24 protein-coding genes, 1 pseudogene and 1 other annotated feature are annotated in these 25,034 nt (G+C 38.0%); of the genes and pseudogenes, 22 read left to right on the plus strand and 3 right to left on the minus strand.

Annotated features, from left to right (window positions below; genetic code table 11):
• Positions 1-167 precede the first annotated feature (167 nt).
• Positions 168-698, minus strand: coding sequence for a DinB family protein (locus AJGP001_RS08375; protein WP_071154061.1), 531 nt, complete (start codon positions 696-698; stop codon positions 168-170).
• Between the two features lie 164 nt (positions 699-862).
• On the opposite strand from AJGP001_RS08375, the gene AJGP001_RS08380 reads away from it, so the two are divergent.
• The 4 genes from AJGP001_RS08380 to AJGP001_RS08395 all read left to right on the plus strand — a co-directional run bounded on the left by AJGP001_RS08380 (position 863) and on the right by AJGP001_RS08395 (position 3,525).
• Entirely contained in the window at positions 863-1,438 is a 576-nt protein-coding gene (locus tag AJGP001_RS08380; protein WP_245830260.1) for a nucleotidyltransferase family protein, read from the plus strand.
• A 232-nt stretch (positions 1,439-1,670) separates the two neighbouring features.
• Positions 1,671-2,045 (plus strand): hypothetical protein, encoded by a 375-nt coding sequence (locus AJGP001_RS08385; RefSeq protein WP_071154063.1) that lies wholly within the window; start codon positions 1,671-1,673, stop codon positions 2,043-2,045.
• Between the two features lie 105 nt (positions 2,046-2,150).
• The gene (locus AJGP001_RS08390) at positions 2,151-2,696 is read left to right on the plus strand and encodes a P-loop NTPase family protein (RefSeq protein WP_071154064.1); all 546 of its coding nucleotides are present in this window, start codon (positions 2,151-2,153) and stop codon (positions 2,694-2,696) included.
• A gap of 34 nt (positions 2,697-2,730) precedes the next feature.
• Positions 2,731-3,525, plus strand: a complete 795-nt coding sequence (locus AJGP001_RS08395) for a phosphotransferase (protein ID WP_078080377.1) — start codon at positions 2,731-2,733, stop codon at positions 3,523-3,525.
• Positions 3,526-3,870: 345 nt separating this feature from the next.
• Here the strand turns inward: AJGP001_RS08395 and AJGP001_RS08400 are convergent, their stop codons facing one another.
• Both AJGP001_RS08400 and AJGP001_RS08405 read right to left on the minus strand, forming a co-directional pair.
• Positions 3,871-5,121: an MFS transporter gene (locus tag AJGP001_RS08400; RefSeq protein WP_078080378.1), complete on the minus strand. Its 1,251-nt coding sequence runs from the start codon at positions 5,119-5,121 to the stop codon at positions 3,871-3,873.
• Positions 5,122-5,142: 21 nt separating this feature from the next.
• A complete protein-coding gene (locus AJGP001_RS08405; RefSeq protein WP_078080379.1) occupies positions 5,143-5,733 on the minus strand; it encodes an ArsR/SmtB family transcription factor in 591 nt (196 codons plus the stop codon).
• A 260-nt stretch (positions 5,734-5,993) separates the two neighbouring features.
• Between AJGP001_RS08405 and AJGP001_RS08410 the strand changes: the two genes are divergently transcribed.
• From AJGP001_RS08410 to AJGP001_RS08505, 18 genes and pseudogenes are all read left to right on the plus strand, one after another.
• The gene (locus tag AJGP001_RS08410; RefSeq protein WP_078080380.1) at positions 5,994-6,941 is read left to right on the plus strand and encodes an MBL fold metallo-hydrolase; all 948 of its coding nucleotides are present in this window, start codon (positions 5,994-5,996) and stop codon (positions 6,939-6,941) included.
• Positions 6,942-7,050: 109 nt separating this feature from the next.
• On the plus strand, positions 7,051-7,941 hold the full coding sequence (locus AJGP001_RS08415; protein WP_078080381.1) for a peptidase MA family metallohydrolase: 891 nt from the start codon (positions 7,051-7,053) through the stop codon (positions 7,939-7,941).
• 266 nt (positions 7,942-8,207) lie between these two features.
• Positions 8,208-8,465 (plus strand) — a binding site (T-box leader).
• Between the two features lie 60 nt (positions 8,466-8,525).
• Entirely contained in the window at positions 8,526-9,749 is a 1,224-nt protein-coding gene (locus tag AJGP001_RS08420; protein WP_078080382.1) for an MFS transporter, read from the plus strand.
• Positions 9,750-9,856: 107 nt separating this feature from the next.
• On the plus strand, positions 9,857-10,342 hold the full coding sequence (locus tag AJGP001_RS08425; protein ID WP_078080383.1) for a GNAT family N-acetyltransferase: 486 nt from the start codon (positions 9,857-9,859) through the stop codon (positions 10,340-10,342).
• Positions 10,343-10,364: 22 nt separating this feature from the next.
• Positions 10,365-10,745 (plus strand): annotated as a pseudogene (locus AJGP001_RS08430) (cytidine deaminase); the annotation flags it as partial.
• Between the two features lie 91 nt (positions 10,746-10,836).
• On the plus strand, positions 10,837-11,178 hold the full coding sequence (locus tag AJGP001_RS08435; protein ID WP_071153362.1) for an ASCH domain-containing protein: 342 nt from the start codon (positions 10,837-10,839) through the stop codon (positions 11,176-11,178).
• Positions 11,179-11,325: 147 nt separating this feature from the next.
• A complete protein-coding gene (locus AJGP001_RS08440; protein WP_078080384.1) occupies positions 11,326-12,465 on the plus strand; it encodes a PstS family phosphate ABC transporter substrate-binding protein in 1,140 nt (379 codons plus the stop codon).
• A 211-nt stretch (positions 12,466-12,676) separates the two neighbouring features.
• Positions 12,677-13,231, plus strand: coding sequence for a sigma-70 family RNA polymerase sigma factor (locus AJGP001_RS08445; protein ID WP_245830262.1), 555 nt, complete (start codon positions 12,677-12,679; stop codon positions 13,229-13,231).
• A complete protein-coding gene (locus AJGP001_RS08450) occupies positions 13,218-14,030 on the plus strand; it encodes a S26 family signal peptidase (RefSeq protein WP_078080385.1) in 813 nt (270 codons plus the stop codon). The genes AJGP001_RS08445 and AJGP001_RS08450 overlap by 14 nt, the downstream gene beginning before the upstream one ends.
• A gap of 89 nt (positions 14,031-14,119) precedes the next feature.
• Positions 14,120-14,455, plus strand: a complete 336-nt coding sequence (locus AJGP001_RS08455; RefSeq protein ID WP_245830264.1) for a putative periplasmic lipoprotein — start codon at positions 14,120-14,122, stop codon at positions 14,453-14,455.
• A gap of 988 nt (positions 14,456-15,443) precedes the next feature.
• Positions 15,444-16,010 carry a GNAT family N-acetyltransferase gene (locus tag AJGP001_RS08465; protein WP_078080387.1) on the plus strand — a complete coding sequence of 189 codons (567 nt, stop codon included), beginning with the start codon at positions 15,444-15,446 and terminating at the stop codon, positions 16,008-16,010.
• A gap of 199 nt (positions 16,011-16,209) precedes the next feature.
• A complete protein-coding gene (locus tag AJGP001_RS08470) occupies positions 16,210-16,983 on the plus strand; it encodes an SDR family NAD(P)-dependent oxidoreductase (RefSeq protein WP_058385396.1) in 774 nt (257 codons plus the stop codon).
• 77 nt (positions 16,984-17,060) lie between these two features.
• Positions 17,061-17,804, plus strand: coding sequence for a WbqC family protein (locus tag AJGP001_RS08475; protein ID WP_078080388.1), 744 nt, complete (start codon positions 17,061-17,063; stop codon positions 17,802-17,804).
• A 37-nt stretch (positions 17,805-17,841) separates the two neighbouring features.
• Complete coding sequence (locus tag AJGP001_RS08480; protein WP_078080389.1) at positions 17,842-18,816, plus strand: glycosyltransferase family 2 protein; 975 nt, start codon at positions 17,842-17,844, stop codon at positions 18,814-18,816.
• Between the two features lie 304 nt (positions 18,817-19,120).
• Positions 19,121-20,485, plus strand: coding sequence for a murein hydrolase activator EnvC family protein (locus AJGP001_RS08485; RefSeq protein ID WP_078080390.1), 1,365 nt, complete (start codon positions 19,121-19,123; stop codon positions 20,483-20,485).
• Between the two features lie 469 nt (positions 20,486-20,954).
• Positions 20,955-22,502, plus strand: coding sequence for an AbgT family transporter (locus AJGP001_RS08495; protein ID WP_078080391.1), 1,548 nt, complete (start codon positions 20,955-20,957; stop codon positions 22,500-22,502).
• Between the two features lie 18 nt (positions 22,503-22,520).
• Positions 22,521-23,702: a metal-dependent hydrolase family protein gene (locus tag AJGP001_RS08500; protein WP_078080392.1), complete on the plus strand. Its 1,182-nt coding sequence runs from the start codon at positions 22,521-22,523 to the stop codon at positions 23,700-23,702.
• Positions 23,692-24,909 (plus strand): M20 metallopeptidase family protein, encoded by a 1,218-nt coding sequence (locus AJGP001_RS08505; RefSeq protein WP_078080393.1) that lies wholly within the window; start codon positions 23,692-23,694, stop codon positions 24,907-24,909. Before AJGP001_RS08500 ends, AJGP001_RS08505 begins: the two co-directional genes overlap by 11 nt.
• Positions 24,910-25,034: the final 125 nt, after the last annotated feature.

Below are 25,034 nucleotides of genomic sequence, written 5' to 3' on the forward strand. Positions count from 1 at the left end.
ATTGAGGAATAATATACCAAAAAAATGTGTCATAAAAAACAAGAAGATAGAAGATTCGCTAGAAAAATGATGCATTCAATTGCTTATTTGTCCAAATTTACATACAACTTTTTTAAAACAGTAAATCTAGCTGATTTGGAAATTTTTATTGTTTGTGGGAATCAAGTCTAATAATTAAAATCTTTACTTTTTAACAATCTTTTAATTGTTCGAATTTGTCCGCGATGGTTAATCTCATCCTCCATGACATGGAACCAAAGATAGTAATTATTATAGAGAGTGCCATTAGGCCATATTTTCTCTTCTGCTAACCAACTGTCCTGCTTAGATTTTAGTAATGCTAAAGTGTCTTGTCGAACTTGATGTAATTCGTTCAAATAATAAACAAGAGGATTTTTTTGGATCTCCACTCTAGCTGTATATCCAAGTTCTAAAGAAGTTCTCCATTTTATGTATTCACTTTCTGTCAAATCTCTATTTTCGCTTGAAATAGTTTGATGAACAAATTCAATAGATGCAATATGGGTCAAAAGAGAACCGATGGAATTCCCTCTTTTATCGGATAAATAATCCAAATCTCTTTGACTTAAATCAAAAATCTCATTTAGCGTAACTTCTCTCGTATGTTCCAACATGGAAACAAGTTCCCCAATTTTTTCAGAAAAATTTTCTGTGGGTATTATTCGATAATCTATCATCTGGTTGCCTCCATTCTTTATTAAGATTACTCGTAATATAGATTTTTTAAAGACTTATAATTCCGAAAGTTTTGATATAATTATAGCTACACTGTAAAGACGACCACCTGATGATCTTTTTTCTCTGGCTAATAGTAAATACTTGTGGAAGGGGAGAGAAGTCCGTGATTAAAAGTGAGAACGATATTATTGAATTGATACGAAAAGACGCATGGATGATGAAACTACTTAAAACGGTGAAGGGATTAAATCTTCCTGATAGCTGGATTTGTGCGGGTTTTATTCGCTCGAAAGTCTGGGATACCTTGCATGGATATGGTGAAAGAACTACTCTACGGGATATTGATGTAATTTATTATGATGCTGAAAATTTAGATGAAAAAATAGAAAAACAACTAGAAAGCACCTTAGTAAGTTTACTTCCTAATGTGCCATGGTCCGTAAAGAATCAGGCACGGATGCATAGTAGAAATAGAGTAGCACCTTATAGTTCAGCTATTGACGCAATAGCAAAGTTCCCAGAAACTGCGACCGCGCTAGGAATTAAATTAGACAAAAACGATAACCTAGTATTAATAGCTCCTCATGGAATCATAGATGTAATTAGCTTAACGGTTAGACCGACTCCTTTTTTCACGGCAAATAAAGAGCGTATTGCAGTCTATCAAAAGCGCATTCAACAGAAAAATTGGAGGCTTACTTGGAATCGGTTAATCACTACCTTACATATAAATGAGTAAAAGCTTCTTCGATATATGTAAAGTAACCTAGCATCAGTTGTCAGAGACTAAATGACCGTAAAAGGTAGAAATATGGCGCAACCTTCCCCCATGATCCACTTGCTGATAATTATAGCGATTTGTTGTGGTTCGTCCCATTGAATCATATGTGACGAACCACCTATAGCTATTACTGAAACATTTTCAACATTGCTTCGCAGCTGACCAATCCCTGTCACTCTTGCCGCGATGGATGAAGCAGGTTTATTTCAAAAATAATTTCAAAAATCGTGTAGATGCTGATCCAAAGCTGTTGGAAAGATGGCATAACGACTTTAGAAAATTAAACGGGAAACTAATTGAATGGTTTAACTGCAGGTATCTGAAGGGTGAATTAGTCGAAGACATTCTTTTCAAAAGCGCTATAGATGAAATCAAATTGGAGGATTTAAAAAAGTTTAAAGAAGAAACTCTTGAAGACTTTATATATAGTCAGGAAGATTTACTAAAAGAACTGGAAGTGTATTCATTCCAACAGATTTTAGGATATATTGATTTTTCAATTAAAGAAGTTGTAGATGTTTGGTTGTCTTTGAATAAGGAGTCAACGAGCTCAAATTTATTGTAATACGTGAAGATTGATTCTATTTATTTAATTTACATATCTTCAGATTATCGAAAGAGCAGATGCTAGAATTTGTTTTTTCCAAGTTCTTATGTGGGAGGAGAAATGATGAATAGTAAAATTCATATCATGGGGGCTGCAGGATCAGGAACAACGACACTTGGCAACTCGTTAGCAAACGTCCTGCCATATACCCATTTGGATACGGATGATTATTTTTGGAAAACCAAGTTTACTGAACAAAGGTCTACACTTGAAAGACAGAAAATGCTTAAGGAGGATTTGTCGCGAGATGATCAATGTATCCTGACAGGCGCTGTAGCTGGCTGGGGAAACTGCTTTGTGCCTTATTTCAACCTAGTTATTTTCTTATGGATTCCATCAGAAGTCAGGCTAGCAAGGTTGCAAGAGCGGGAAATAGAACGATACGGAAATGCGGTTTCGCCTAGTGGCAGTAGATACGAGGAATCGCAAGTTTTTCTGAAGTGGGCATCCCTTTATGACCATGCAGGCATGGAAGTCAGAAGCAAAGTCTTGCATGAACAATGGATGGCCGAGTTATCTTGTCCACTTTTAAGAATCAAGGGTGACTATTCAATCGAAGAACGTGTTGCGAAGGTTATGAACTACTTGAATAGGAATAATTCAAGTTAAATTTAAGGGAAGTAAAATTGAGGAGGAGTTGAGCGTGCCCAATTACCAAAATGAAGAAAAACTAGTTGGAGGAAACGTTTCGGATGTCTATCGTAATGGAGACACAGTTCACCGAAAGTTAAAGCCAGAAAGTTTTAAAATTCATGAGCTTTTAAAGCATTTAGCGATTACAGGTTTCCGTCAGTCACCCCAATTTTTAGGGATAGATAACAAGGGGAAAGAGATTTTAACGTTTATTGAAGGAGAGGCTGGTAATTATCCAGTAAAAAAGTATATGTGGTCAGATGAAGTGCTGCAAGAGATAGCGAAAATGCTACGTCTTTATCATGATTCAGTAAGCAATTTTTCATTTGATGACAGCTGGCAATCGTTAGATAATACTCCCCCGAATTATGAAGTGATGTGCCACAATGATTTTGCCATATACAATATTATTTTCAATCATGAAAAACCGGTTGGTATCATTGATTTTGATAATGCTGGTCCTGGCCCGAGAATTTGGGACATAGCATATACCGTTTATACATGTGTCCCTTTAAGTAGGGATAATTTAGCCGAAGCAGATAAAGGAGAAGGTTATTATGATTCTTCAACAGATGCTGATCGCATAAAACGGCGAATAAAGTTATTTTTTGAATCTTATGGGGAGGATATAGAAGAAACGTTTTTGGAAATGGTATTGCTGCGATTAGAAGGATTATGTGAAACAATAGCAAGAAAAGCGAATGAAGGTGATCTAGCCTTTCAAAAGATGATACTAGAAGGCCACGTCGAGCATTATCAAAAGGAAGTTAAGTTCATTCGTGAATACGGTCATGAGTGGATATAATGTAGAATTTCTGAGTTTCACACAGTATGAAAAAAAGTTGAGCAAGAAAATAAGCTTGGAACAGACTACTTGTTTCAAATCCGCCTCGATTTACAGGGTTTATTAATAAGTAAAAATACAATCTAATTTTAAGGTATATAGATGGCCAGGTTATTCTTTTATAGGGATCGAGTCTTAAGGGAAAAAGATCTTATACGTTATACATCATCGCTTCTTTTTTAATGAAATTGTACAGTTTCCTTTAAGGATAAATCTGAAATGCAAATAGAAGTGCAACAGGTCTTTTTCCAAGTTCTTATTCAATTATTGGTCTGAGAAACATTGAACGAGAAAGTATGCTCACTTCTATTCTACATTCTTAATAATGTTAGAGCGCAAGAGATAAATAGAGGAAATCGATAGAATCAGCAAACCGCATACCATCATGATACTGGAAATGGTGAACTGCATCATAAGTGCTAATGACACAAATGCATAAGACAAAGGCACAAGTCCGTTTGAAGAGGCGTTAACAAGACTCATAACACGCCCGATTTTAGTTGGATCTGTCTGGGCTTGAATCGTTGAAATAAGCGAAACATTAATAAAAGAAGACAGAATGCCCATGAGCGAAAGCAAAAGAACTCCTTGCCACAGAAAACTGATATGACCCAGTAAAGTTAAGAAAATACCTAAAACACCAATCATCACCAGCATGGTTAACCCTTGCTTTTTTCGCAAATTCAGCACACCTACCATGACGGCACCAGCCAACATTCCACCTTGGTAAGAACTTTGTAGAAAGCTTAAATCCAGTACCTTTCCTTTGAGCACACTATCCACCAGTAACGGAATCCCCATCAGTAGCGGACCGAAAAAAAAGAAATTGATAAAGATTAAAATCACCAATATATTTTTTAGAAATGGCATGCTCCATACATACGAAAATCCTTCCTTCAGTTCGGATTTTGTAGAAGCTCTGTTAGTGGTTAACGTTCTTTTTTCCTCCTTAATGAGTGAAGAGAAAAGAAATGTCAGCAGCAAAAAACCGGCAATGACTCCGAATAACAGACTGAACGAACCAAACGAAAGAATCCAACCGCCCAGCATCGGACCGGAAAAAAGCGCAATTTGATTGGAACTTTGAATGAAAGAATTCGACCGGGGAAGCGCCTCTTTCGCCACGACCGATGGCAGGAGCGACGTATTTGCCGGTGAAAAGAACGCATCGACAATTCCAAAACACAAAGCAAAAAGAATAAGTGGCCACAGTTCCAGCAAGCTAAGCTGCAACAGTAAAATCATGCCCAGCACCAACAGGCAACGCACGAAACTGGAGATTAGCATGATGCGCGACCGACGGAATCGGTCGGCCCAGACACCGCCAAGCGTCATGAACAAGATCCGTGGCACCATAGTCGCCATCATGACGATGCCCAGCAGACTCTCTTTTTCCAGAACGGTGATGATGTACCATTGTTCGGTAAACAGGTATGTCGATAAAGCCAGAAAAGATGCGGTACTGGAAAGCCAGAGGAAAATAAACGAACGGTTGCTGAACAAACTCGGAATCGACTTTTCCTGTACAGGTACTTCTGTTACTTGGTCGATTGCCATGGAATCCCTTCTTTCACAAGCCTACTTTTCTTTCTTAAACAGTAACTCTTCGATCTGGAAAGCCGTGGACATCAGGTAATAATGCTGCTTGTCGGGATGATCGTCCTCTTCTTTCAATGTCTTCAAGAGTTCCCGGTATTTTTGGGTGAATTCCACAAATTTTTTCTGACTCACCGTAAATTCGGTTTGAAGCGATAGATTATTCCATTCTTCTACATGAGGAGAATGCAGTTCGAAGGATTCGTCCGGAGCCGTCAACACGCGGGTTTTCGCCCGGTCAATGACTTCCAGATACGACTGGCGTGTAGCTTCTTTGGATTCCACATACGTGAGCAGATGATCCGCTGGAATAAACCCTCTGGCGACTGCCTGATAGAATTTCAGGACATTTCCTCCGCGCTCTTCTTTTCGGACCAGCTGAATGATGCCATACTTCTCCAATTCTCGGAGGTGATAGAGAATTTTGGCTCGTGAAAGGTTGAGTTCCTGAGCTAGCATTTGTCCCGTATGAGGCTGTTCCACTAAATGAATGAGCATTTTAGTGCGCAGCGGATCACTAATGACTTTTAACTGTTCGTACGTTTCCAGAATAAAAATTGATTGTTGTTCCATTTCAAAACTCCTTTCTTAACCGGTTAACTTTTATTAACCTGATTATACACATAAAAATTAAGAGAGTGCAAATTTTCTGAAAAAAATTTTAGCTACTACTTAAAAAAATTGAACTATCGTATAACTACATCTACTAGATTAAAAATTAAATTGGAGTTTTTAATCTAGTAGATGTAGTTTAGAGGAAAGAGAAATAGAAAGTGCAACGCTAGAATAGAAACCTGAATGTTTACACCAAAATTTATAGGGGGATTAAAACGATGAAAAAATTAATGGATACTGAATTTTTCACTTTAATGAAAATGACTAATGGTGTTTTTGCAGCCATCGCAAAACCAGGTAAAGGCGCATTCAGTAACGCTGGCTTTGTTGATTTAGGTACTGAGCTTCTTGTATTTGATGCATTTAATACACCTTCTGCTGCCAGAGAGTTAAGACAGCAAGCTGAGAAATTGACTGGAAAGAAAGTGAAATACCTCGTCAACAGCCATTATCATGGCGATCACATTTTTGGCAATCAGATTTTTGAAGAAGAAGTGATTATTTCTACTGAGGTAACCAAAGAATGGATTAAAGAAAAAAACGCCATAGGGGATGTGGAAACTGAACTTACAGAAACCACGCAATATCTACATAACCTAAAATTACAAATATCCATTGAGGAAAACGAAATCATCCAACAGAGCTTAACAAATCAATATTTAGAAATGACTAAGTTGCTTGACGAGCTTCCTACGCTAAAGCTCGTTCTGCCTTCTTTTACTTTTGAAAGAAAAGTGATTATTTCAGGAACAGAACGAAATGCTGAATTATACTGCCTAGGTGGAGGGCATTCACCGAGTGACACGTTTCTGTACGTTCCGCAAGAGCAAGCGGCTTTCATGGGCGATATTGTAACCGAAGAGCTCCATCTACCAATTTTTCAACCAGATAACTTTTTAACTATTTTAAAAGAAATCCAAAAGATAGACATACAGGTACTAATGCCTGGACATGGACAAATTGGTACCACTGAAAAGGTTGACACAATGATTCAGTACATATCCATGCTGATTGATGCTGTAAAAGATGCACAAAATGCCAATATTCTTTTAGCTGATTTTGTTGCAACCTTTGTTGTTCCAAGCGAATATGAAAAGTGGAAGGGAACGCAAGGAATCCGGCGTAACTTAGCATCCGTTTACAATTTTTATGAGGCGACAAAATAAGACAACACGTTCTTACGAGGAAATACATATGCTCTTCAAAATAATCAGCATCCTCGCTGTAGAAAACCTGTAGAGCGATGAAGGTGTTCCTATAAAGGAGGAGGATTTTATGAAAAAACCGATTAGATTTTTCTTTCTTATTTCAGCTAGTTTTGTTTTCATCGCATTTCTCGTCTTGCTAGGTGGAAGCTTGTTTTTGCATAAGTTCTTAGAAGAAACACTTGATCCAAACATTACGTATGTTCAATCAGTGAAAGCCCTTCTGATACAAAATGCGAACGGAGAAAGTGAAAGGCGGATAAAAGAAATTTCTGTGCATGAAAATCATCAACATATTACTATTTACTATGAAGAAAATTTCGCCGCTCTTTTGCCTCTTACGAAAGAAACATTAGACTTAGCTATTGCCAAAAACGAAAAACTTTTCGGTGAAGTCCGATTAGCACCGGTGGATCTACTCGTCTTTGAAGATCTCAAGAAATTAAGAGGATTTTCAGAACTTGAAAATATAGATGGATTTTATTCTGATTTCGATAAAGTACTAGCTTTTCATAATTCTAATAAGGAACTTATATTGGCAAAAGATAAAATTGCCATGTACGCTTTTCAGAAGATGCTGTTGCATGAATATACTCACTATGTATTTTCTCAAAAAGTACAAAATCCAGCTACTTATCCCATTTGGTTTATAGAAGGGATAGCTGAATACGTAGGAACTGACCCGAATGAAGTAAGCTTTCCATATTTCGAGAAAATTTCTTTCGAACAACTAACAAGTTCTGAACAATGGCAGGAAGCTCGGACACTCGTTATGAGTGACCCCTATTTGCAGAGCTACTATACTTTTGAGTTTCTGACAACGAACTATGAAGAACAAGTAATTAGGGAAATCATCGAGTTAGTAGAAGAAACGCAGGATTTTGAAGAAAGTTTCACTGAAGTTACAGGGTTAACCCTTCATGAACTAGAAAAGGTATTTTTAAACTCTTATAAAAACTAAATTGTTATCTTCCGTTACTTTCAGAGTAGGGGGATAAGGCTTAACAAACACTTTGTCTCCTGTTATTCCAAAATGCTTTTCAGAATGGTTTGTGATAGAGAATAGAAAAAATCAGTCTCTCATTTGGATTTTAGAGCAGTTGTCTTTATATTGATGCAGAGATGCAATTCTTTTAGACATCTCGATTCATCAGTATCAGAAATTATCATAAAATTGGTATTTACTAGTTAAATGAAGTTGTGGTAATATTATGGAAATTATAAATGAGAAAAGCATGGAAGAGAACAGTAGATAGCTAAACACTTTTTCTAGAGAGCTCCCATTGGTGAAAAGGAGTAGAAGTGCGTTATTGAAACAAGCCTCTGAGCATCATGAAGGAACCTGCATTTAAGGGGATGTTGTGACGGGAGCTCCCGTTATTGAGCTAGGTAATCGCCATTTTTTGGCCGTACCGAATGAGGTTAATCCGGTGACGTATTAACAAATAGGGGTGGCACCACGATTTTAGCAATCTCGTCCCCAAGACAATTGTCTTGGGGACGAGATTTTTTGTTTAGCTAAAATTCAGTGGAGGAGCGATTACGATGAAAAATTGGAAGTACTCTTTTTTATTGTTAGGTGGTATCGGTATTTCAAATATAGGCAGCTGGGTTTATCTGATTGCCTTGAACTTAATTATCCTGAATGAAACCGGTTCTCCTCTAGCGATCGCTTGGCTATACATTTTAGGACCGATCGCGACTATTTGCTCGAACTCATGGGCAGGTAGCCTGATCGACCGAATTAATACGAGGAAATTTATGATTGGGTTAGATATTTCACGTGCTTTATGTATTGCATTAATCCCTATGCTTCCTTCACTGTTCTATGTTTATGTCATCGTATTTATCATTAATATGGGAAGTGCCATGTTTGAACCCACGTCAATGGTGTATATGACCAAACTCATACCAGAGAAGGATCGTCAACGATTTAATGCGTTAAGAAGCTTTATTAATTCTTGCGGAACATTAACTGGACCTGCAATAGCTGGTCTATTGTTTTGGATGGGGACACCTGACACGGCTATTTATATAAACGCAGTGGCTTTAATATTATCAGCTTTCATCATTTTATTATTGCCTAATGTTGATACACAAACAGTCTTATTGGAAACGGAAAAGCTTTCTTGGAAACTAATAAAAGCTGATTTTGATGTAGTCTACAAGTTTAGCCAAACCTACCCATTTGTGTTGAAAGTGTATCTTTTTTTTGTGGGAATGACGATATTTATGACTGCCCTCGATTCATTAGAAGCGGCTTTTGCAAAAGGAGTTATTGGCATGTCAGACACTAACTATGGATTCCTATTAAGTATATTTGGAACGGGGATTATTTTGGGTTCACTAATAAACACCATTTTTCCCAAAAAATTAACAGTCAACTTGTTAATAGGCGCTGGCTCTGTGTTTACTGCAGTCGGTTATATCACTCTCTACAGTGCACAAGGGTTTGTTAGTGCTGCACTTGGAACGTTCATTATTGGATTTGCTATCACTTTTGCAAACACGGGTTGTTTAACCTTTTATCAAAATACTGTACCGGTATCTATGATGGGGAGGTTTAGCAGCTTATTCGGTATAGTTGAAGCATTTTTTATTATTATTCTAACTATCTTAATTGGATTAGCCGCTGAACTAACTTCAATCAGGCCTGTAGGATTAATTGGGTCGTTTATGTTCTTATTGCTAGGCGTTAGGGTCTTTAAGGTCGTAACAGCTAGCAAGCGAAATATCTATTTTAGGGAGAATTTGAATTTAAATGATTAATTTTTTATCTTTTTCTATTTTAATGGATGCATCCTTGGGCTAATACAGGATGGAAGTTATGGCAAGAATTTTAGAATGTCAAATAATTCGAAGGAGATTAAGAACTGATGAAAGATTTCTTTCAAGTGATGACACAAGAACAAGCAGAAGAAATTGCGAATCATTGGCGTTATGAAGGTCAGTATTCTTTTTATAACATGGATGCTGACCAAGAAGATTTAGCAGCATTTTTAAATCCCCAAAAACGTAAAGATTCTTATTTTGTAGTTATCAAAGAAGAACAGATTAGCGGATTTTACAGTTTCAATCAGATTACGGACGACGTGATTGATATAGGACTAGGAATGAAACCGGATTTAACCGGCATTGGAAATGGTCTTCAGTTTTTGAAGAAAGGCATAGACTTTGCAACATTAACATACAGCCCCAAAAAGATTACCTTATCAGTTGCTACTTTTAATGAAAGAGCGATAACTGTTTATAAAAAGCTGGGATTTAAAGAGGTCGAGTATTTTGTACAAGCGACAAATGGTAGTGAGTTTGAGTTTTTAAAGATGATTTATCAATGTGATGAACCGTATAAAGGAAGGTAAAATGACAGTAGAAAAAAGATGATACGAAGTAGCAAAAAAGCTTATCCAAGAAAGATTTCCTGCTGGCTGGGGAGGTGCTGCAGCGCTGTATACCCAAGACGAAACTAGTTTGACGAGCATTGCTCCTGAAGTAATTAATGCATCTACAGAATTATGTATTGAAACAGGAGCTATATCAGAAGCACATAAACTCAACAATGCTGTAACGCATTCGATTTGCGTGGTTCGTGAAGATGCAAAAGTACAATACATGATTCTCACTCCTTGTAGTGTTTGTCAAGAACGTCTTTTTTAGTGGGGAGAAGAAGTAAAAGCCACCATCACAACTTCTGAGAACAGATTGATTTGTAAAACATTGAAAGAGTTACAACCCTACCACTGGTTTAATGCCTTTAAAGATTAAGTTAGAAAAGCCGCGGTTATGTGAAAGCTTTTAAGAAAACGATACCAAATAGATTCTATTCGAATAGAAATTAGAAGAGGGGAGTGGAATCATGGAACACACGATGGGTTTATATGATGAATACGTTGAATCAATTATTGAAAGAAAGAAAAAAGTAGAAGTAAGATTGAACGATGAAAAGAGAAGAAAAATTAAAATTGGGGATACCATCAAATTTATCAAAATCCCCAATCAGAATGAAGTGATACGAGTGGTTGTACTGGAACTTAAATCATATCCTACGTTTCAAGCTATGTATGAAGATGTTCCATTCAGTGATTTTGATTGCGAAGAATGGACAATGGAAGAAATGATAAAAGGGACTTTTGATATCTATTCGGTAGAACAAGAGCAAGCTTGGGGTGCTTTAGCTATTGGAATAAAACTAATTTAAGAGTAGAAAATGGTCACTTCAAAAACAGCAAGTAGGCTTTTGGTATCATTTAAAGACTCATATAATGTGTTTTATCTTGACGACTAGAAATTGGTTAAATCTTTGACTATCTATTCAAACAAATCAAGCATGATCGGAGGACATGAGATGAATGGTTTTGGAAAGTTTATTACCGCTTTATTAATCTTCGCTGGAATTCTTTCTGTATTTTTTGGAGGCATGCTTCATATCTTGAATACAGGAGATGTCCATTTATTTGCCTTCTTTGGCGCAATTATCATATCGTTGGTTATCTTCTTTGTTTTTGTTACAGAAAAAAGAAGTGGAAAAAAAACAACTATGTGGATTTCTTTGTGTTTAATGGCAGGGGCCGCCTTTGCTGTTCCTCATTACTATAAAGAAAGTTTTGAGAAAGTGAATGATTCAGAAGTAGATCTCTATGCATACGAGCCATTTAAAGAAAGTGAGAAACTAGCTAGATTGGATCAACAAGCCTCTTTCAAAATAGTGGGAGAAGTACCGATAATAGACGGAGCAACGGCTCTCTACCCTTTATTTTCAGCATTTGCAGAAGCCACTTATCCAGAAGATCTTTATGATCCATATAAAGGTCCTGTCGCTACGACTACGACTCCTTCTGCTTATAGTCGGCTTATCAAAGGAAATGCCGATGTGATTTTTGCTGCAGAACCTTCCAGTGGCCAAAAAAAAGCCGCAGAAGCAGCAGGGGTAGAGCTAGAACTGACGCCGATTGGACGTGAAGCTTTTGTGTTTTTCGTCAATTCTCGAAACTCGGTTACTGATTTAGCGAGCAAAGATATCCAAGGAATCTATTCAGGAGATATTGAAAATTGGAAAGAACTTGGTGGGAAGAACGATGAAATCCGCCCTTTTCAACGCCCTGAAGATAGCGGCAGCCAAACGATGTTTATTAAATTCATGGAAGATCAAAAAATTAAAGAGCCTGAAACTGAAGATTTGGCTGGAGGAATGGGCGGTATAATAGAGGAAGTAGCAAGCTACCGGAACTACAAAAATGCCATTGGTTATACGTTTCGATTCTATTCTACTCAAATGGTTCGCAATGACAAAATCAAATTGATAGCAGTTGATGGCATTGAACCAAACATTGAAAATATCCGTTCGGGCAAATATCCTTTAGCTGCTGAATTTTATGCTGTTACCGCCGGAACAAAAAATACAAATGTACAGCCGTTTATTGAGTGGATCCTTTCTGAAGAAGGACAAAAATTGGTAGAAGACACAGGGTTTGTCGCAGTTCAGTAGAAATTTAAAGAACCTTAAGAGGAGATAACCAAAAAAATACAAAATCAATAACCAAATAAACTAAAAAGAGCTAGGAAGGGTTTGTTTTTTAGGGCTAATAAAATTGGAATGATAAAAGACAAGAAGAAGTAAAAGCATTTACATTGAAATAGTGAAACTATTCTCAGAAATCTTACGTCTATGGGGTATCCAGGAGAGGATGGTGTAATGAGTGGTTGAAAATGATGGAGAGTACAACTTAAACGAAGAACAAATTGAGCAAATAATGGATGAACATGGCGAATATTTGCTTCGTTTCATTTATGTATACGTCAAAGATTGGTCTACTGCAGAAGATATTTTGCAAGAAGTATTTGTAGCTTACTATCTAAAATCTCACCAGTTTGAATCTCGTTCTTCCTTAAAGACATATCTTTCCAAAATGGCTATCAATCGCTGTCATGACCATTTACGAAGCTGGAAAAACAGACGAATTGTCTTCTCAGATGCAATGACCCAGTGGATTTCTAGTTCGAAATCCACTGAAAAAACGTATGAACACCAAGTCGTGAGATCTGACCTAATCAAAAATGTAATGGAACTGCCGATTACATATAGAGAATCCATTATTCTTTATTATTACCAGCAGCTCACTATGAAAGAAATCAGTGAACTGCTGGCATGTCCAGAAAACACTATTAAAACTAGACTGCGAAGAGCCAAGCGCTTGTTGAAGAATAACACCGATTCAAGTGAATGGGAGGGATTCCAGGATGAACAAATTTAAGCATGAAATGGATGATTTTTTTGGCGTTAATCCTAGATTCAACAAATCCTTAAAACACAAGATGCTCTTGAATATAAAAGAAGCTAAATCGAATAAATTTTCTAGTAAAAGATATGGTTTTTTTAAGTATACGGCCATCTTCGCAATTCTTTTATCAATGGTCACATTTTTTCTAGTACAAGCTGTAAACGAAACAGCACAAGAAACACAGAAACCGTCGACTGGAAAAGTGGAGGAATTAGTAGTGACAGATACGGATACTGTAGCTGAAATTCCGATCTTTACAGCGTACGAGGAGCCTTTAGAAATATTTGACTTCAAGTACGATACCATGGATAGAGGAAATCACGAGTATGCAGCACAGCCCTTATTGATTGATCCACTTGCGTATAGTGAGAAAAAGATTGCCCGAGGAGACGTAGTCACATACGAATATAAATTTTCCGAAGGTTTACAGAAGACCATTTCGCGTGTTATCGGATTGCCAGGTGAAAGCGTTGAAATTGTAGATGGCCACATTTTTGTTGATGAACAGAAATTGGAAACTTTTTATAGCAGCGTCCATCGATTGGGAATAGATTCTTATGAAGAGTACAGCCAGCAGGTTGAAAAAAACACATCTTCTACTAGCGATACTTCAGGAATGAAAGAGATATTCCAAACGAATATGAAAAAAATCCAGTTGGCAGAAAATGAAGTTTTTCTAGTTGGAGATGATTGGTTACGAGGAAGTCAGTATACATTGAAGTTAAAGAAAATTCAAGGCGAAGTAATCGGTTATTACAAATCAGTTTACTAAACTAATTAAAGTCAACTGTGCTGGAATGTTCAGTTATTACTGTTGATTGGATTGTGTAAATCACATCATAACTAGTGAGGAGACTTTTTATGAAGAAATGGAGCGTTCTCATTCTTTTAGTTGCAACATTAACAGCATGTTCTTCCTCAATTACTGAGAAAAAATTACCAATCGAAATGATAGCTCACAATAGTCTATCTGATGAAGAGCAACTACTTATTCCAACAAGTCCCAAAGACTCATTAGTAACTAAAGAAGCGGTATCTGCAAAAATCAAAGCTCAGATCCATTCTACTTATAAACAACAACAAGTTTATTCAGTAGTATTCAATGGTACTTACACAGCTACAGCTGGCAACCTTATCGTCTATGTTGATTTAGATCAGAAAACTGTAGTTGGCAAAGCGTTTCAAGAACTTGATTAACTGCATTTCTATATGATTAAAGAGAGAAGTGAGTTCAGGTGCAATATGCGTTAAGTACAGTAATTACGATTCTACTTGCTATTATTGGGTTTTTTGCGAGTGTCACATTTTTAATTTTCACAGTAGGTGACAGCGATATAGTTATTCTCTATTCATTGGCAATTGTTATAGGCGTTCTACTGGTTGTTGTGATTAATCAATTGATAAGGTTAAATAAACATCTTGAACGATCGCAAAAGAAATTCCTTTGATGCGTGCATGAGTTAATGTAAGAAAAGCGCATCTACTTCTAAATGATGGATAACGTTTCAGCGCGCTGAGCCTCCTCGTCGCAAGCTCCTACGGGGTCCCATCCCTTCGTTTTTCCGCAGGGAAGTCAGTGACCGAAGGGACTTCGGGCAGTGGCTTTGCGACGAAGCTAGGGCAGCGATGCAGGAGCACGGGTTTTCAGTGACGAGGAGGCTGAAGCTGAGCTCACCGAAAAGCGAAGTGGCCAGCCTAGTTGGAGGTTATACATCACGATTCAGTTTAATAAGACTTTGTCTACAGTCTGAGATCCCATGTGAAAGCATGGGATCTTTTTTTTGATGTAAATCCCTCCCAAATAAATTTATTAGATAAAAATTAAAACTATATTTTCTTAAGTATACATACTTTGATTGGTCAAAAAATTAAATTAAAATAAAAATAAAAAAATATGTCTAAATTTTCAGTAAACATGGTATTATTGAACTGGATATAATATTTCACTCCTAGTTTTTCGGAACAGAAGTAATGGTTAATTTTTTGCATAAATGAAAAGTTATATAAAATCGTGAAAATACACCAATTGAATTCGTTTTGTCATTAACTCGTGAGTTAATGACAAAACGGACGCGTTACATCTTATTGAAAGTGTTTCTCGGAAGATAACGATTACTAACCTGGATACTCAAGCAAGTATAGAAGGACTAAGAGAGAAAAAACTATAAAGAAAGAAGATGAGAAGATGAATGTTAAAGGGAAGAAAGTGACTTTACGAGCATTAGAAAGAGCAGATATGGAAGAGTTGCGTAGTTATTACAATGATCCAGAAGTAGCCCACCTTCTCGGAGGATGGACAATTCCAATTTCTTCTGAACAACAAAATCGATGGTTCGACCGCTTAGAATTTGATAATCGAAATCTACGTTTGGCGATTGAGACAGAAGAAGATGGCTTTATCGGCATTTCAAATATTTTAAATATTGATTATAGAAATCGTTCAGCCCATCACGGAATTTTAATAGGAAAAAAGAACATGCGTGGACACGGTTATGGGCGTGATACGGTTATGACTACCATGAAATATGCATTTGAAGAACTGCAACTACATCGTTTAGAAGGAGATATCCTTGAACATAATGTTCCTTCTTCCAATTTGTTTCTAAAAAAATGTGGCTGGGTTGAAGAAGGTAGAAAACGGGATTATGCATACCGCAACAACCGCTATTATGACCAGGTAATCGTCAGTATTTTAAAGAAAGAATATGATCACTTATGTTTGGAACATGGTTATTGGAAGGCAGACAGTTAACTTTTTTGAGAATTGTATTGTTGATAAACAAACCTCGGCTTATGAGATGAAGTCATAAAACTCGATCAAGCTGTTGTGTGATGACAGTTAATCGGGTTTTTGAGGATTTTTTAAGTAAGCGGATATAAAATCATCAATCCAACGAAAGTTACTTATTTTAAAGGCTTAAATCACAGCTTTTATTTTGGAGGGTGAAGAAATGACTGATAGATTGAAAGGGAAAATTGCAGTAATTACAGGTGCAGCTGGAGACTTAGGGGCAGCTGCTGCAGAAATTTTTCTGAAAGAAGGCGCAAAAGTTGTGCTAATCGATCGGGACCAACAAAAACTTACAGAGTCCAGAGAATACCTTTCGCAATTTGGTGAACTATTTAGCATCATAGCTGATGTGACTTCAGAAAAAGAAGTTGCAGACTATGTTGATGAAGTTGTGAAGCGATGGGGAAGAATCGATGTTTTTTTGAATAACGCAGGCATTTTAGGAAGAGTTGCACCTTTAGTAGAACAATCTGTTAAAGATTTTGATTTGATTATGAATATCAATGTGAAAGGTGTTTTCCTCGGATTGAAAAAAGTACTACCTATCATGATTGAGCAAAAAAGTGGCAGTATCATTAATACTTCTTCTGTTTCCGGTTTAATGGGAAGTGGTGGGAATTCGCTTTACGCGGCTTCAAAGCATGCAGTAGTCGGATTGACTAAAACAGCAGCTTTAGAAGCAGGTCACCAATCAGTCAGAGTAAATTCAATTCACCCAGCACCTCTAGACTCCACAATGATGAGGAAAAACGAAGAAGGCATTAACAGCGACAATCCATCAGAAGTCCGGGAAAGAATTTCATCCCGTATCCCTTTAGGAAGATATGGGTCCACGTCAGAAGTGGCAAAACTTCTTCTATTCCTGGCAAGTGATGATTCGGAGTTTATAACAGGTAGCCAATACCGTATTGATGGGGGCATGGGAGCGCGTTAATCAACATGACAAGATGTAAAATTCTAGAAAAAAAACGAGGCGGCTTTCTTCGGCGTTAAAATAAAGGGGATGAGGTTATGAAACTAGGCATTATGCAACCGTACTTTTTCCCGTACATCGGATACTGGCAATTGATTAAAACTGTTGACACCTATGTGATTTATGATGATGTGAATTATAAGAAAAAAGGGTGGATCAATCGAAACATTATTTTAGTGAATGGAGAAGAAATGGCTATCTCGTTAAAAATAACTAAAGTAAGCCAAAATAAACGAATTAATGAAATTGAAATTGAAAATGACGTTATTTATAACAAAAAATTGCTGAAAACGATCAAAGAAACCTATAGTAAGGCTCCTTATTTTCATGAAGTTTTCAACTTGATAGAAAATGTTATCAACCAAAAAGAGACGAATTTGGCTAAATACCTTACAAATTCGATTCAAGAGATTTGCAAATACTTAAATATTCAGACAACTATTTTGCTTTCTTCTGACTTGAAAAAAAATGAGGTGCTTAAAGGTCAAGATAAAATATTAGAGATTTGCGAACTGCTTTCAGCAAAAGAATATGTTAACGCTTATGGAGGTCTATCCCTTTATTCTTCAATGGACTTTGAATCGAAGGGCGTTAAATTAAAGCTCATCAAAACAAACGATATTGCTTATTCACAAAAAGAGTTAGCGAACTTTGTTCCTAATTTATCCATTATTGATGTGATGATGTTCAATAGTCCTGTGAAAATTAGCGCTATGTTGGATGATTTCACAGTGATTAAAGATTTCGCCCCTCAAATTCATTCCGTGAGCATCAGCGATTAGTTTGAGAAAGGCAAGGAAGGTTAGGAGGTCAGCCGCAATGAGAAAAGATATTCTAGTAAGTGTCGATTGCCTGGCTTATAACCATGAAAATTATATAGCACAAACGATTGAGGGATTTTTAATGCAAAAAACGAATTTCGACTTTGAAATTCTCATTCATGATGATGCTTCAGTAGACAACACGGCTAAAATCATTAAGAAATATGAACAAGATTTTCCGAATCTGAGAAAACCTATTTACCAAAAAGAAAATCAGTTTTCTCAAGGTGCAACGATGCTTCAAATAAATCAACGCCGAGCAAATGGCAAGTATATCGCTATTTGCGAAGGTGATGACTACTGGACTGATCCTTACAAATTACAAAAACAAGTTGATTATTTAGAAGCAAATACTGAGTGTGTGTTGAGTGTTCATTCTGCTTTTAAAATTTCCGATACCTGCAAACGAGTAGTGGGGAAAGTGAGGCCAAGTCGTAGAGATCGAATATTTTCGATTAACGAAATTATTGAAGGTGGTGGCGAACTTTTTCCAACGAATGCGATGGTTTACCGACGTGAAGTGGCCGATTATGTACCCGCTTTTTATTTTGATGCGGGTTTTGGCGACTATCCCCTAACCATTCACCTAGCACACCATGGTCAAGTGCATTATACAGACCAAACCATGGCTGTTTACCGAGTAGACGTAAAAGGCGCCTGGTCTGAAAGTGCGATGTCCACTGTGATGAAGGAAGTTCGTCGAAATGAAGAAGTAGCAAGTTTGTTAGATGCAATAAACGGCGATACAAATTTTCAATACAACGAAACGATTGTCCAGACAAAAAAGAAAAATATGTTCTATTTGTTGCTGAGACAACAGGAATTCAAGAAAGCCTTCGGTAGAGAGTATGCAGCATTTTATTTGCGTAAAGAATTTATAACAAGAATATATAAAAAAGTTTCAAAAACCATGCACTATTCAAAGAACACTGCGTTTCATTGGTCAAGAAAATCAAAAAAATTGCCTTTTTAGCCTGTACAAAAAAAGCATTTTCACGCGGATAAATCAGTAGTAAAGGCATATCTCATAAAAAAGCAACTAGTGATGTTTCACTAGTTGCTTTTTGGATTGTTTATACACGCTAACCACTGTTGAATTCCACATCTTTATAAGATTTAAGCGCATGAGAAGAAAAGAGTAGCTTTAAGATTCAGCAAAGATAAGAATGGCAACTATTTTTTTGATTTTAATAGATTCTCCATAAGTTTCCTGTATTATATAATAAAAGGCTTAAATTGCTTAGCTTAAAATGAGTAATTGGAAGGGGAACAAAAACTTGAGTCTAAAATCAAAGTGGATCGTAACCGGTCTAGTATCTGCACTGGCGATTACGCTGTGCTTGCCGACAACTGACGCAAGTCCGTTGAGTGAACTTGAAAAAAAACAGCAGGATACTGAGCAAAAAAAGAGTGAATTAAATTCGGGTATTCAAAAAAAATCCAATGAAATTAACGAAAACCAAACAAAGTTAACTGGAATTATGATGGAAATCACAGAATTAGACAATAAAATCACAGAAGTTGAATTTAAAATAGCTGATGTACAAGAAAAAATAGACCAAACCCAAAATGAAATTGATGTGCTGAAAAAATCAATTGCAGAATTGGAAATGAAAATTGCAGAACGAGATAAACTGTTACAAGAACGTGCTCGTGCAATCCAGTTAAGTGGCGGCTCGGTAGATTATATAGATGTTTTGCTAGGAGCTCATAGTTTTATTGATTTTATCGATCGCATCTCTGCTGTAAATACGTTACTAGAAGCAGACCGAGAAATCATGCTTCAGCAAACAGCAGATAAAACGCTTTTGTCTAAACAACAAACGATTGTGGAAACGAAGGTGACTCAACAAAGAGAGCTTCAAAAAGAGCTTCTGGCATTGAATCATTCACTTGCTGATCAAAAGAATAAACAAAATGGACTTGCAAAAGAGGTAACAGCAGAACAGAAACGGTTGGCAGCAGCAAAGTTGAAGCTTGAAGATCAATTCGAAGAAGAAATAGAAATTAGTGCCGAATTAGAGCAACAAATCGCTGATGAACAAGCTCGACTCGCCGAGTTGGCAAGAAAAGCTGAAGAAGAGCGTAAGCGGAAGTTAGCAGCTGAGCAAAAACGACAGCGAAAAGCTGAAGAAGCTCGTATAGCTGCAGAGCGTAAAGCAGCAAAAGACTCAGGAAACAAGATTTCGAACGCATCCAGTCCTGTAGCAACACTGCCGGTAACTCCAGTTGTGGGGTCTCCTTTTATTAGCCCAGCAGACGGTCGTCATACATCAGGATTTGGCGGACGCGATATTGGAGATGGAGCTGAAACACATTTAGGATACGATATTGCCAATGAAACTGGCACGCCTATAGTGGCCGCAGCAACAGGATATGTCTCTTACTCCGGAGTAATGGGTGGCTATGGAAAAGTTGTGATTCTTACACACTCAATCGAAGGACAAACCTATGCAACCGTTTATGGTCATATGAGTTCAATGAATGTTTCAACTGGTCAAGCCGTGTCACAAGGAGAAAAAATTGGAGGAATGGGCAGCACCGGTCGTTCTACAGGAACCCATGTACACTTTGAGGTTCATGTGGGAACTTGGAACGGTTCACGTTCTAATGCTGTAGATCCATCTCTCTATATAAGATAAGCTTTCTAAAACGGATAAATAGTTGAAGGGGCTGTCCCAGAAGGTCATGAACAATGACTTTCTGGGACAGCCCTTTTTGCATGCGACAGAACAAGCAGAGGTCGATTGCAACGGCCGCTTTCCATGGCAGGCGCAAAATGGATGCAGCAAGTGGGTTCATGACGATCAGGGACAATCGGTCGTTTCAAAGAAATTACCTTCGGCACCTTGAAAACTGCACACCGATTTCGGGATTCTCAGTCTGTTTTATGTTAGAAACTTACAGGGCAGTCCATTTTATGCATAAACTATTTTACAGTTGTGATTTTCAATTACGTTTAGCTCCGTTTACCGATTCAGCTCTTATAAAACCAATCATTATTTGTGACTATCCACAAATAATAATTCAATAGTTCGTATGTAAATCTATATAGTAATCGCGAGAAAATCAATAGTATCTTAACTATTCTAACTACTGGAGGGTGAGAAGATGAACAAAACTGCAGAATCAACCGCTAAGCTTCAAAAAAGTGAAAAACCAAGCTTTTTTCAAAAGATGCTAACGAAAGTAGAAGTGTACGGCAATAAGATGCCGGATCCCGTCACTCTTTTCGCTAGTTTTACACTCATTATCTTAGTAGCATCTGCTATTTTTTCGTCACTAGGAATTACATCTACGCATCCAGGTACCGGTGAAGAAATTCAAGTTGTCAATATGTTGAATGGTGATGGTATTCGTACAATTTTTGAAACACTAGTACCAAACTTTACCGGTTTTCCGCCACTCGGTTTGGTGTTAGTGGTCATGTTAGGCGTAGGTCTTGCAGAATCGACAGGACTTGTTACGACGTTCATGAAAACAACGATTTTGAACGCTCCGGCTAAAGTGATTTTGCCAACGATTCTTTTAATTGCCGTTTTGGGAAATACAGCTGCTGATGCCGCTCAAGTTGTGCTACCTCCAATTGCCGCTATGATTTTTGCAGCACTTGGCCGCAATCCAATCGCTGGTCTGGTCGCGGGTTATGCAACCGTTACCGGCGCTTTTAGTGCTAATTTAATCGTCAGCATGCTCGATCCACTATTATCTGGATTTACACAAGCAGGAGCAAATTTAATTGATCCTAGTTATGTTGCGAACCCGGCAATCAATTGGTATTTTATGATTGCCTCGACCTTTGTCATCATTCCTGTATCTATGTTTGTAACGACCAAAATTACAGAGCCACGACTTGGGGTATATACAGGAAAAGTCGATAAGTTAGAAAAAACAACTACTGCAGAAAAACGTGGTTTGTTGTGGGCTGGTATTGCGCTTGCACTGTATGCAGTTGTGATCTTGCTTTTAGTACTTCCAGAAAACGGTATTTTGCGTAATCAAGAAACCGGCGGCATTATTGTTTCGCCATTTATGACAGGGATTGTACCCATTATGCTTTTCGGATTTTTACTCCCTGCCCTAGCCTATGGTTTCGGATCGAAAGTACTGAAAAATGATAAAGACGTTGCTGAGCACCTAACAAAGGCCATGTCTGGAATGGGTGGTTATATTGTTCTGGCTTTCGTAGCTGCTCAAATGATTGCGTTTTTTGGTATGAGCAATTTGGGACCCATCATTGCGATTGAAGGTGCAGGTTTCTTGAAGGGCATTGGCTTTGAAGGTCTACCATTGATTCTTGGATTTATTATGATCGCAGCACTAATTAATTTACTAATTGCTAGTGCTTCTGCTAAGTGGGCATTACTTGCACCGATATTTGTTCCCATGTTCATGATGCTTGGCTACGATCCTGCAGTCACTCAAGTGGCCTATCGCATTGCCGATTCGATCACGAATCCAATCACGCCTATGCTTGCATACTTTGCAATTTTATTGACGTTTGCAAAAAAATACGATAAGAATATTGGGATTGGTACCTTACTTGCAGCCTTGTTGCCATATTCGATAGCCTTTGCGATTTTCTGGCTAATTTTATTCACTGTGTGGTTCTTACTCGGTTTGCCGCTCGGTCCTGGAGGAAATATTTATTTACCGTAAACTAAAGGAGGAATTTCAATGTCTTTGAAGATAAAAAATGTCACGATTTACACAGGTAGAGGTGACAAGCTCATTCAATCAGCTATCATTGTTGAAGCAAATAAAATTATAGCGGTTGGAGAAGAAGCCATTGATAAAGAAGCTGAAACCGTAATCGATGGTCAAGGGAAAACCATTTTACCTGGATTCTTTGATATGCATATTCATCTTGGCATGGACGGAATAGCTGACCCATTTTCTCAAATTGCCACTGATAGTCAGGCGACTTCTGCGTATCGTCATCAAGCTAACGGAAAAAAACAGTTACAATCAGGCGTGACCAGCGTCCGCAATTTAGGATCTAAATGGCACATTGATTTGGCCTACCGGGATGCCGTAAATAACGGAATTGTTACAGGGCCTACTGTTTATGGCTCTGGTCAACCTATTGTCATGACAGGTGGCCACGGATATCCACTCGCTTCTGAGGCTGATGGGGAAGACGAAGTCCGTAAAATGGCACGCCAAACTTTGAAACAGGGTGCCGATGTATTAAAGTTAATGGCAACTGGAGGTGTCATGACACCTGGAGTCGATCCAGGTTCTCCACAGCTATCGGAAAGCGAAATGAGGGCAGCGGTTGAAGAAGCGCTACATGCTGGTAAGACAACGGCTTCGCATGCTCAGGGGACTATTGGCATTCAAAATGCTGTGCGTGCGGGAATTACGACGATTGAGCATGGTATTTTTCTTGATGATGAAACGATTGAACTAATGATTAAACACAATACCGTATTAGTTCCTACTCTTGCAGCACCTTATTATATTGTGCAAAATGCAGATTCAGGAGCGATTCCACCACACGCTGTCAAAAAAGCTAGGTACTGTTACGAAGTTCACAAAGAAAGTTTTCGAAAAGCTGTAGCTGCTGGCGTGAAAATTGCTGCGGGCACAGACGCTGGTACACCGTTTAACTTGCACGGTGACTTTGCTAAAGAACTTGAGTTGATGCATGAAGGTGGGATGTCTATTCGTGACATTATTACTGCTGCAACTTTTTCTGCCGCTTCCGTTCTCACTGTTCAAAACGAAACGGGATCATTGGAGAAAGACAAAACAGCCGATTTTATTATCCTGTCTGAAGACCCAGAAGATAAGCTTTCTGCTTTTCGTGCAGTCGAAACCGTATATCAAGGAGGAGAAGTTGTCCATGTCTACTAATATTCAGAAAACGTCTATACAACATGAAAAAATCCAAAAGTTAGCAGATCGATTAGAAAATCTATATTCTGAAATGGTTAGTATCCGTCGTCATCTTCATCAATATCCTGAACTTTCTCATCAAGAAGTCGAAACACCTAAATACATTGCTGAGTACTACCGAACTTTAGGATTAGAAGTCAGAACCGGTGTTGGCGGGCGAGGTGTAGTCGCTAAATTCAATGGTGCTCATGCGCAAAAAACCATTGCTTTCCGTGCAGATTTTGATGCTTTGCCGATTCAAGATCAAAAAGATGTCGCTTATAAGTCGACAATTCCTGGTGTTATGCATGCTTGTGGTCACGATGGTCATACAGCGGCATTAATGGTTTTTGCTAAAAGCTTAGTTGAAAATCCTGAGCAAGTGAACAACAATGTCGTCTTTATCCATCAATTTGGTGAAGAAGAATACCCAGGAGGTGCACAAGCGATGATTGCAGATGGTTGCCTTGAAGGCGTTGACGCAGTATATGGGTGCCACCTTCAAAGTACGATGCCTTCAGGAACCATGTACTACAAAGAAGGATTTATCCAAGCTGCGGTTGATACCTTTGTCATTACCGTTAACGGCAAAGGTGGACACGGTGCTATACCGCAAGAAACAATCGATCCCATTGTCACAGCGTCACACATTGTTACAGCACTTCAGTCGGTCGTCAGCCGTAATACAAATCCTTTAAAGCAACTCGTTATTTCTGTCGGCTCTATTAACAGCGGCCAAGCCAATAATGTCATTCCTACTACAGCGGTCATGACCGGGACGATCCGTTCTTATGAACCGGAAATACGCGCTCTCGCTACTGAAAGATTAACAACAATCGCAAATCAAGTGGCAAAAGCATTTGGGGCTGAAGCCGATACCGCAATTGAAAAAGGTTATGATGCTTTGTGGAATCATTCTGAGGAAACCCAATTAGCCAAACGTGCAATGGAGGGAATTCTTGGGGCTGAAGCGGTGATCGAAACCCCATCAGTCATGCCCGGTGAAGACTTTTGCTACTATACACAACATAGACCGGGTTCTTTTATTTTCGCGGGCGCTCAATTAGCAGAAGACGACAGAGTGTATCCACATCATCACGCTCGGTTTAATTTTGACGAAACGGCAATGCTCCATACAGCCAAATCATTTGCTGCGATTTTATTTGAATATGAGCTTGTAAAATAAACTTTGTAACGGTCCCATAAGCCTCTAATCTAAAACAGACAGGGAAAAAGAGTTTCTTTTTCCCTGTCTGTTTTTTCTTGTCATCGTGATAAGCTAGAATTCACTACATAACTAGAGAAAGTAGA

The sequence above is a fragment of the Planococcus faecalis genome, assembly GCF_002009235.1.
In the GTDB taxonomy this organism is placed as follows: domain Bacteria; phylum Bacillota; class Bacilli; order Bacillales_A; family Planococcaceae; genus Planococcus; species Planococcus kocurii.

Bases quoted from the DNA above. Each gene is read 5' to 3' on its own strand.
- AJGP001_RS08415 (WP_078080381.1), top strand. From the start codon at position 7,051: ATGAAAAAACCGATTAGATTTTTCTTTCTTATTTCAGCTAGTTTTGTT.
- AJGP001_RS08390 (WP_071154064.1), top strand. From the start codon at position 2,151: ATGAATAGTAAAATTCATATCATGGGGGCTGCAGGATCAGGAACAACG.
- AJGP001_RS08475 (WP_078080388.1), top strand. From the start codon at position 17,061: ATGAAACTAGGCATTATGCAACCGTACTTTTTCCCGTACATCGGATAC.
- AJGP001_RS08400 (WP_078080378.1), bottom strand. From the start codon at position 5,121: ATGGCAATCGACCAAGTAACAGAAGTACCTGTACAGGAAAAGTCGATT.
- AJGP001_RS08495 (WP_078080391.1), top strand. From the start codon at position 20,955: ATGAACAAAACTGCAGAATCAACCGCTAAGCTTCAAAAAAGTGAAAAA.
- AJGP001_RS08410 (WP_078080380.1), top strand. From the start codon at position 5,994: ATGAAAAAATTAATGGATACTGAATTTTTCACTTTAATGAAAATGACT.
- AJGP001_RS08420 (WP_078080382.1), top strand. From the start codon at position 8,526: ATGAAAAATTGGAAGTACTCTTTTTTATTGTTAGGTGGTATCGGTATT.
- AJGP001_RS08385 (WP_071154063.1), top strand. From the start codon at position 1,671: ATGAAGCAGGTTTATTTCAAAAATAATTTCAAAAATCGTGTAGATGCT.
- AJGP001_RS08425 (WP_078080383.1), top strand. From the start codon at position 9,857: ATGAAAGATTTCTTTCAAGTGATGACACAAGAACAAGCAGAAGAAATT.
- AJGP001_RS08375 (WP_071154061.1), bottom strand. From the start codon at position 698: ATGATAGATTATCGAATAATACCCACAGAAAATTTTTCTGAAAAAATT.
- AJGP001_RS08465 (WP_078080387.1), top strand. From the start codon at position 15,444: ATGAATGTTAAAGGGAAGAAAGTGACTTTACGAGCATTAGAAAGAGCA.
- AJGP001_RS08450 (WP_078080385.1), top strand. From the start codon at position 13,218: ATGAACAAATTTAAGCATGAAATGGATGATTTTTTTGGCGTTAATCCT.
- AJGP001_RS08455 (WP_245830264.1), top strand. From the start codon at position 14,120: ATGAAGAAATGGAGCGTTCTCATTCTTTTAGTTGCAACATTAACAGCA.
- AJGP001_RS08440 (WP_078080384.1), top strand. From the start codon at position 11,326: ATGAATGGTTTTGGAAAGTTTATTACCGCTTTATTAATCTTCGCTGGA.
- AJGP001_RS08500 (WP_078080392.1), top strand. From the start codon at position 22,521: ATGTCTTTGAAGATAAAAAATGTCACGATTTACACAGGTAGAGGTGAC.
- AJGP001_RS08505 (WP_078080393.1), top strand. From the start codon at position 23,692: ATGTCTACTAATATTCAGAAAACGTCTATACAACATGAAAAAATCCAA.
- AJGP001_RS08470 (WP_058385396.1), top strand. From the start codon at position 16,210: ATGACTGATAGATTGAAAGGGAAAATTGCAGTAATTACAGGTGCAGCT.
- AJGP001_RS08405 (WP_078080379.1), bottom strand. From the start codon at position 5,733: ATGGAACAACAATCAATTTTTATTCTGGAAACGTACGAACAGTTAAAA.
- AJGP001_RS08480 (WP_078080389.1), top strand. From the start codon at position 17,842: ATGAGAAAAGATATTCTAGTAAGTGTCGATTGCCTGGCTTATAACCAT.
- AJGP001_RS08435 (WP_071153362.1), top strand. From the start codon at position 10,837: ATGGAACACACGATGGGTTTATATGATGAATACGTTGAATCAATTATT.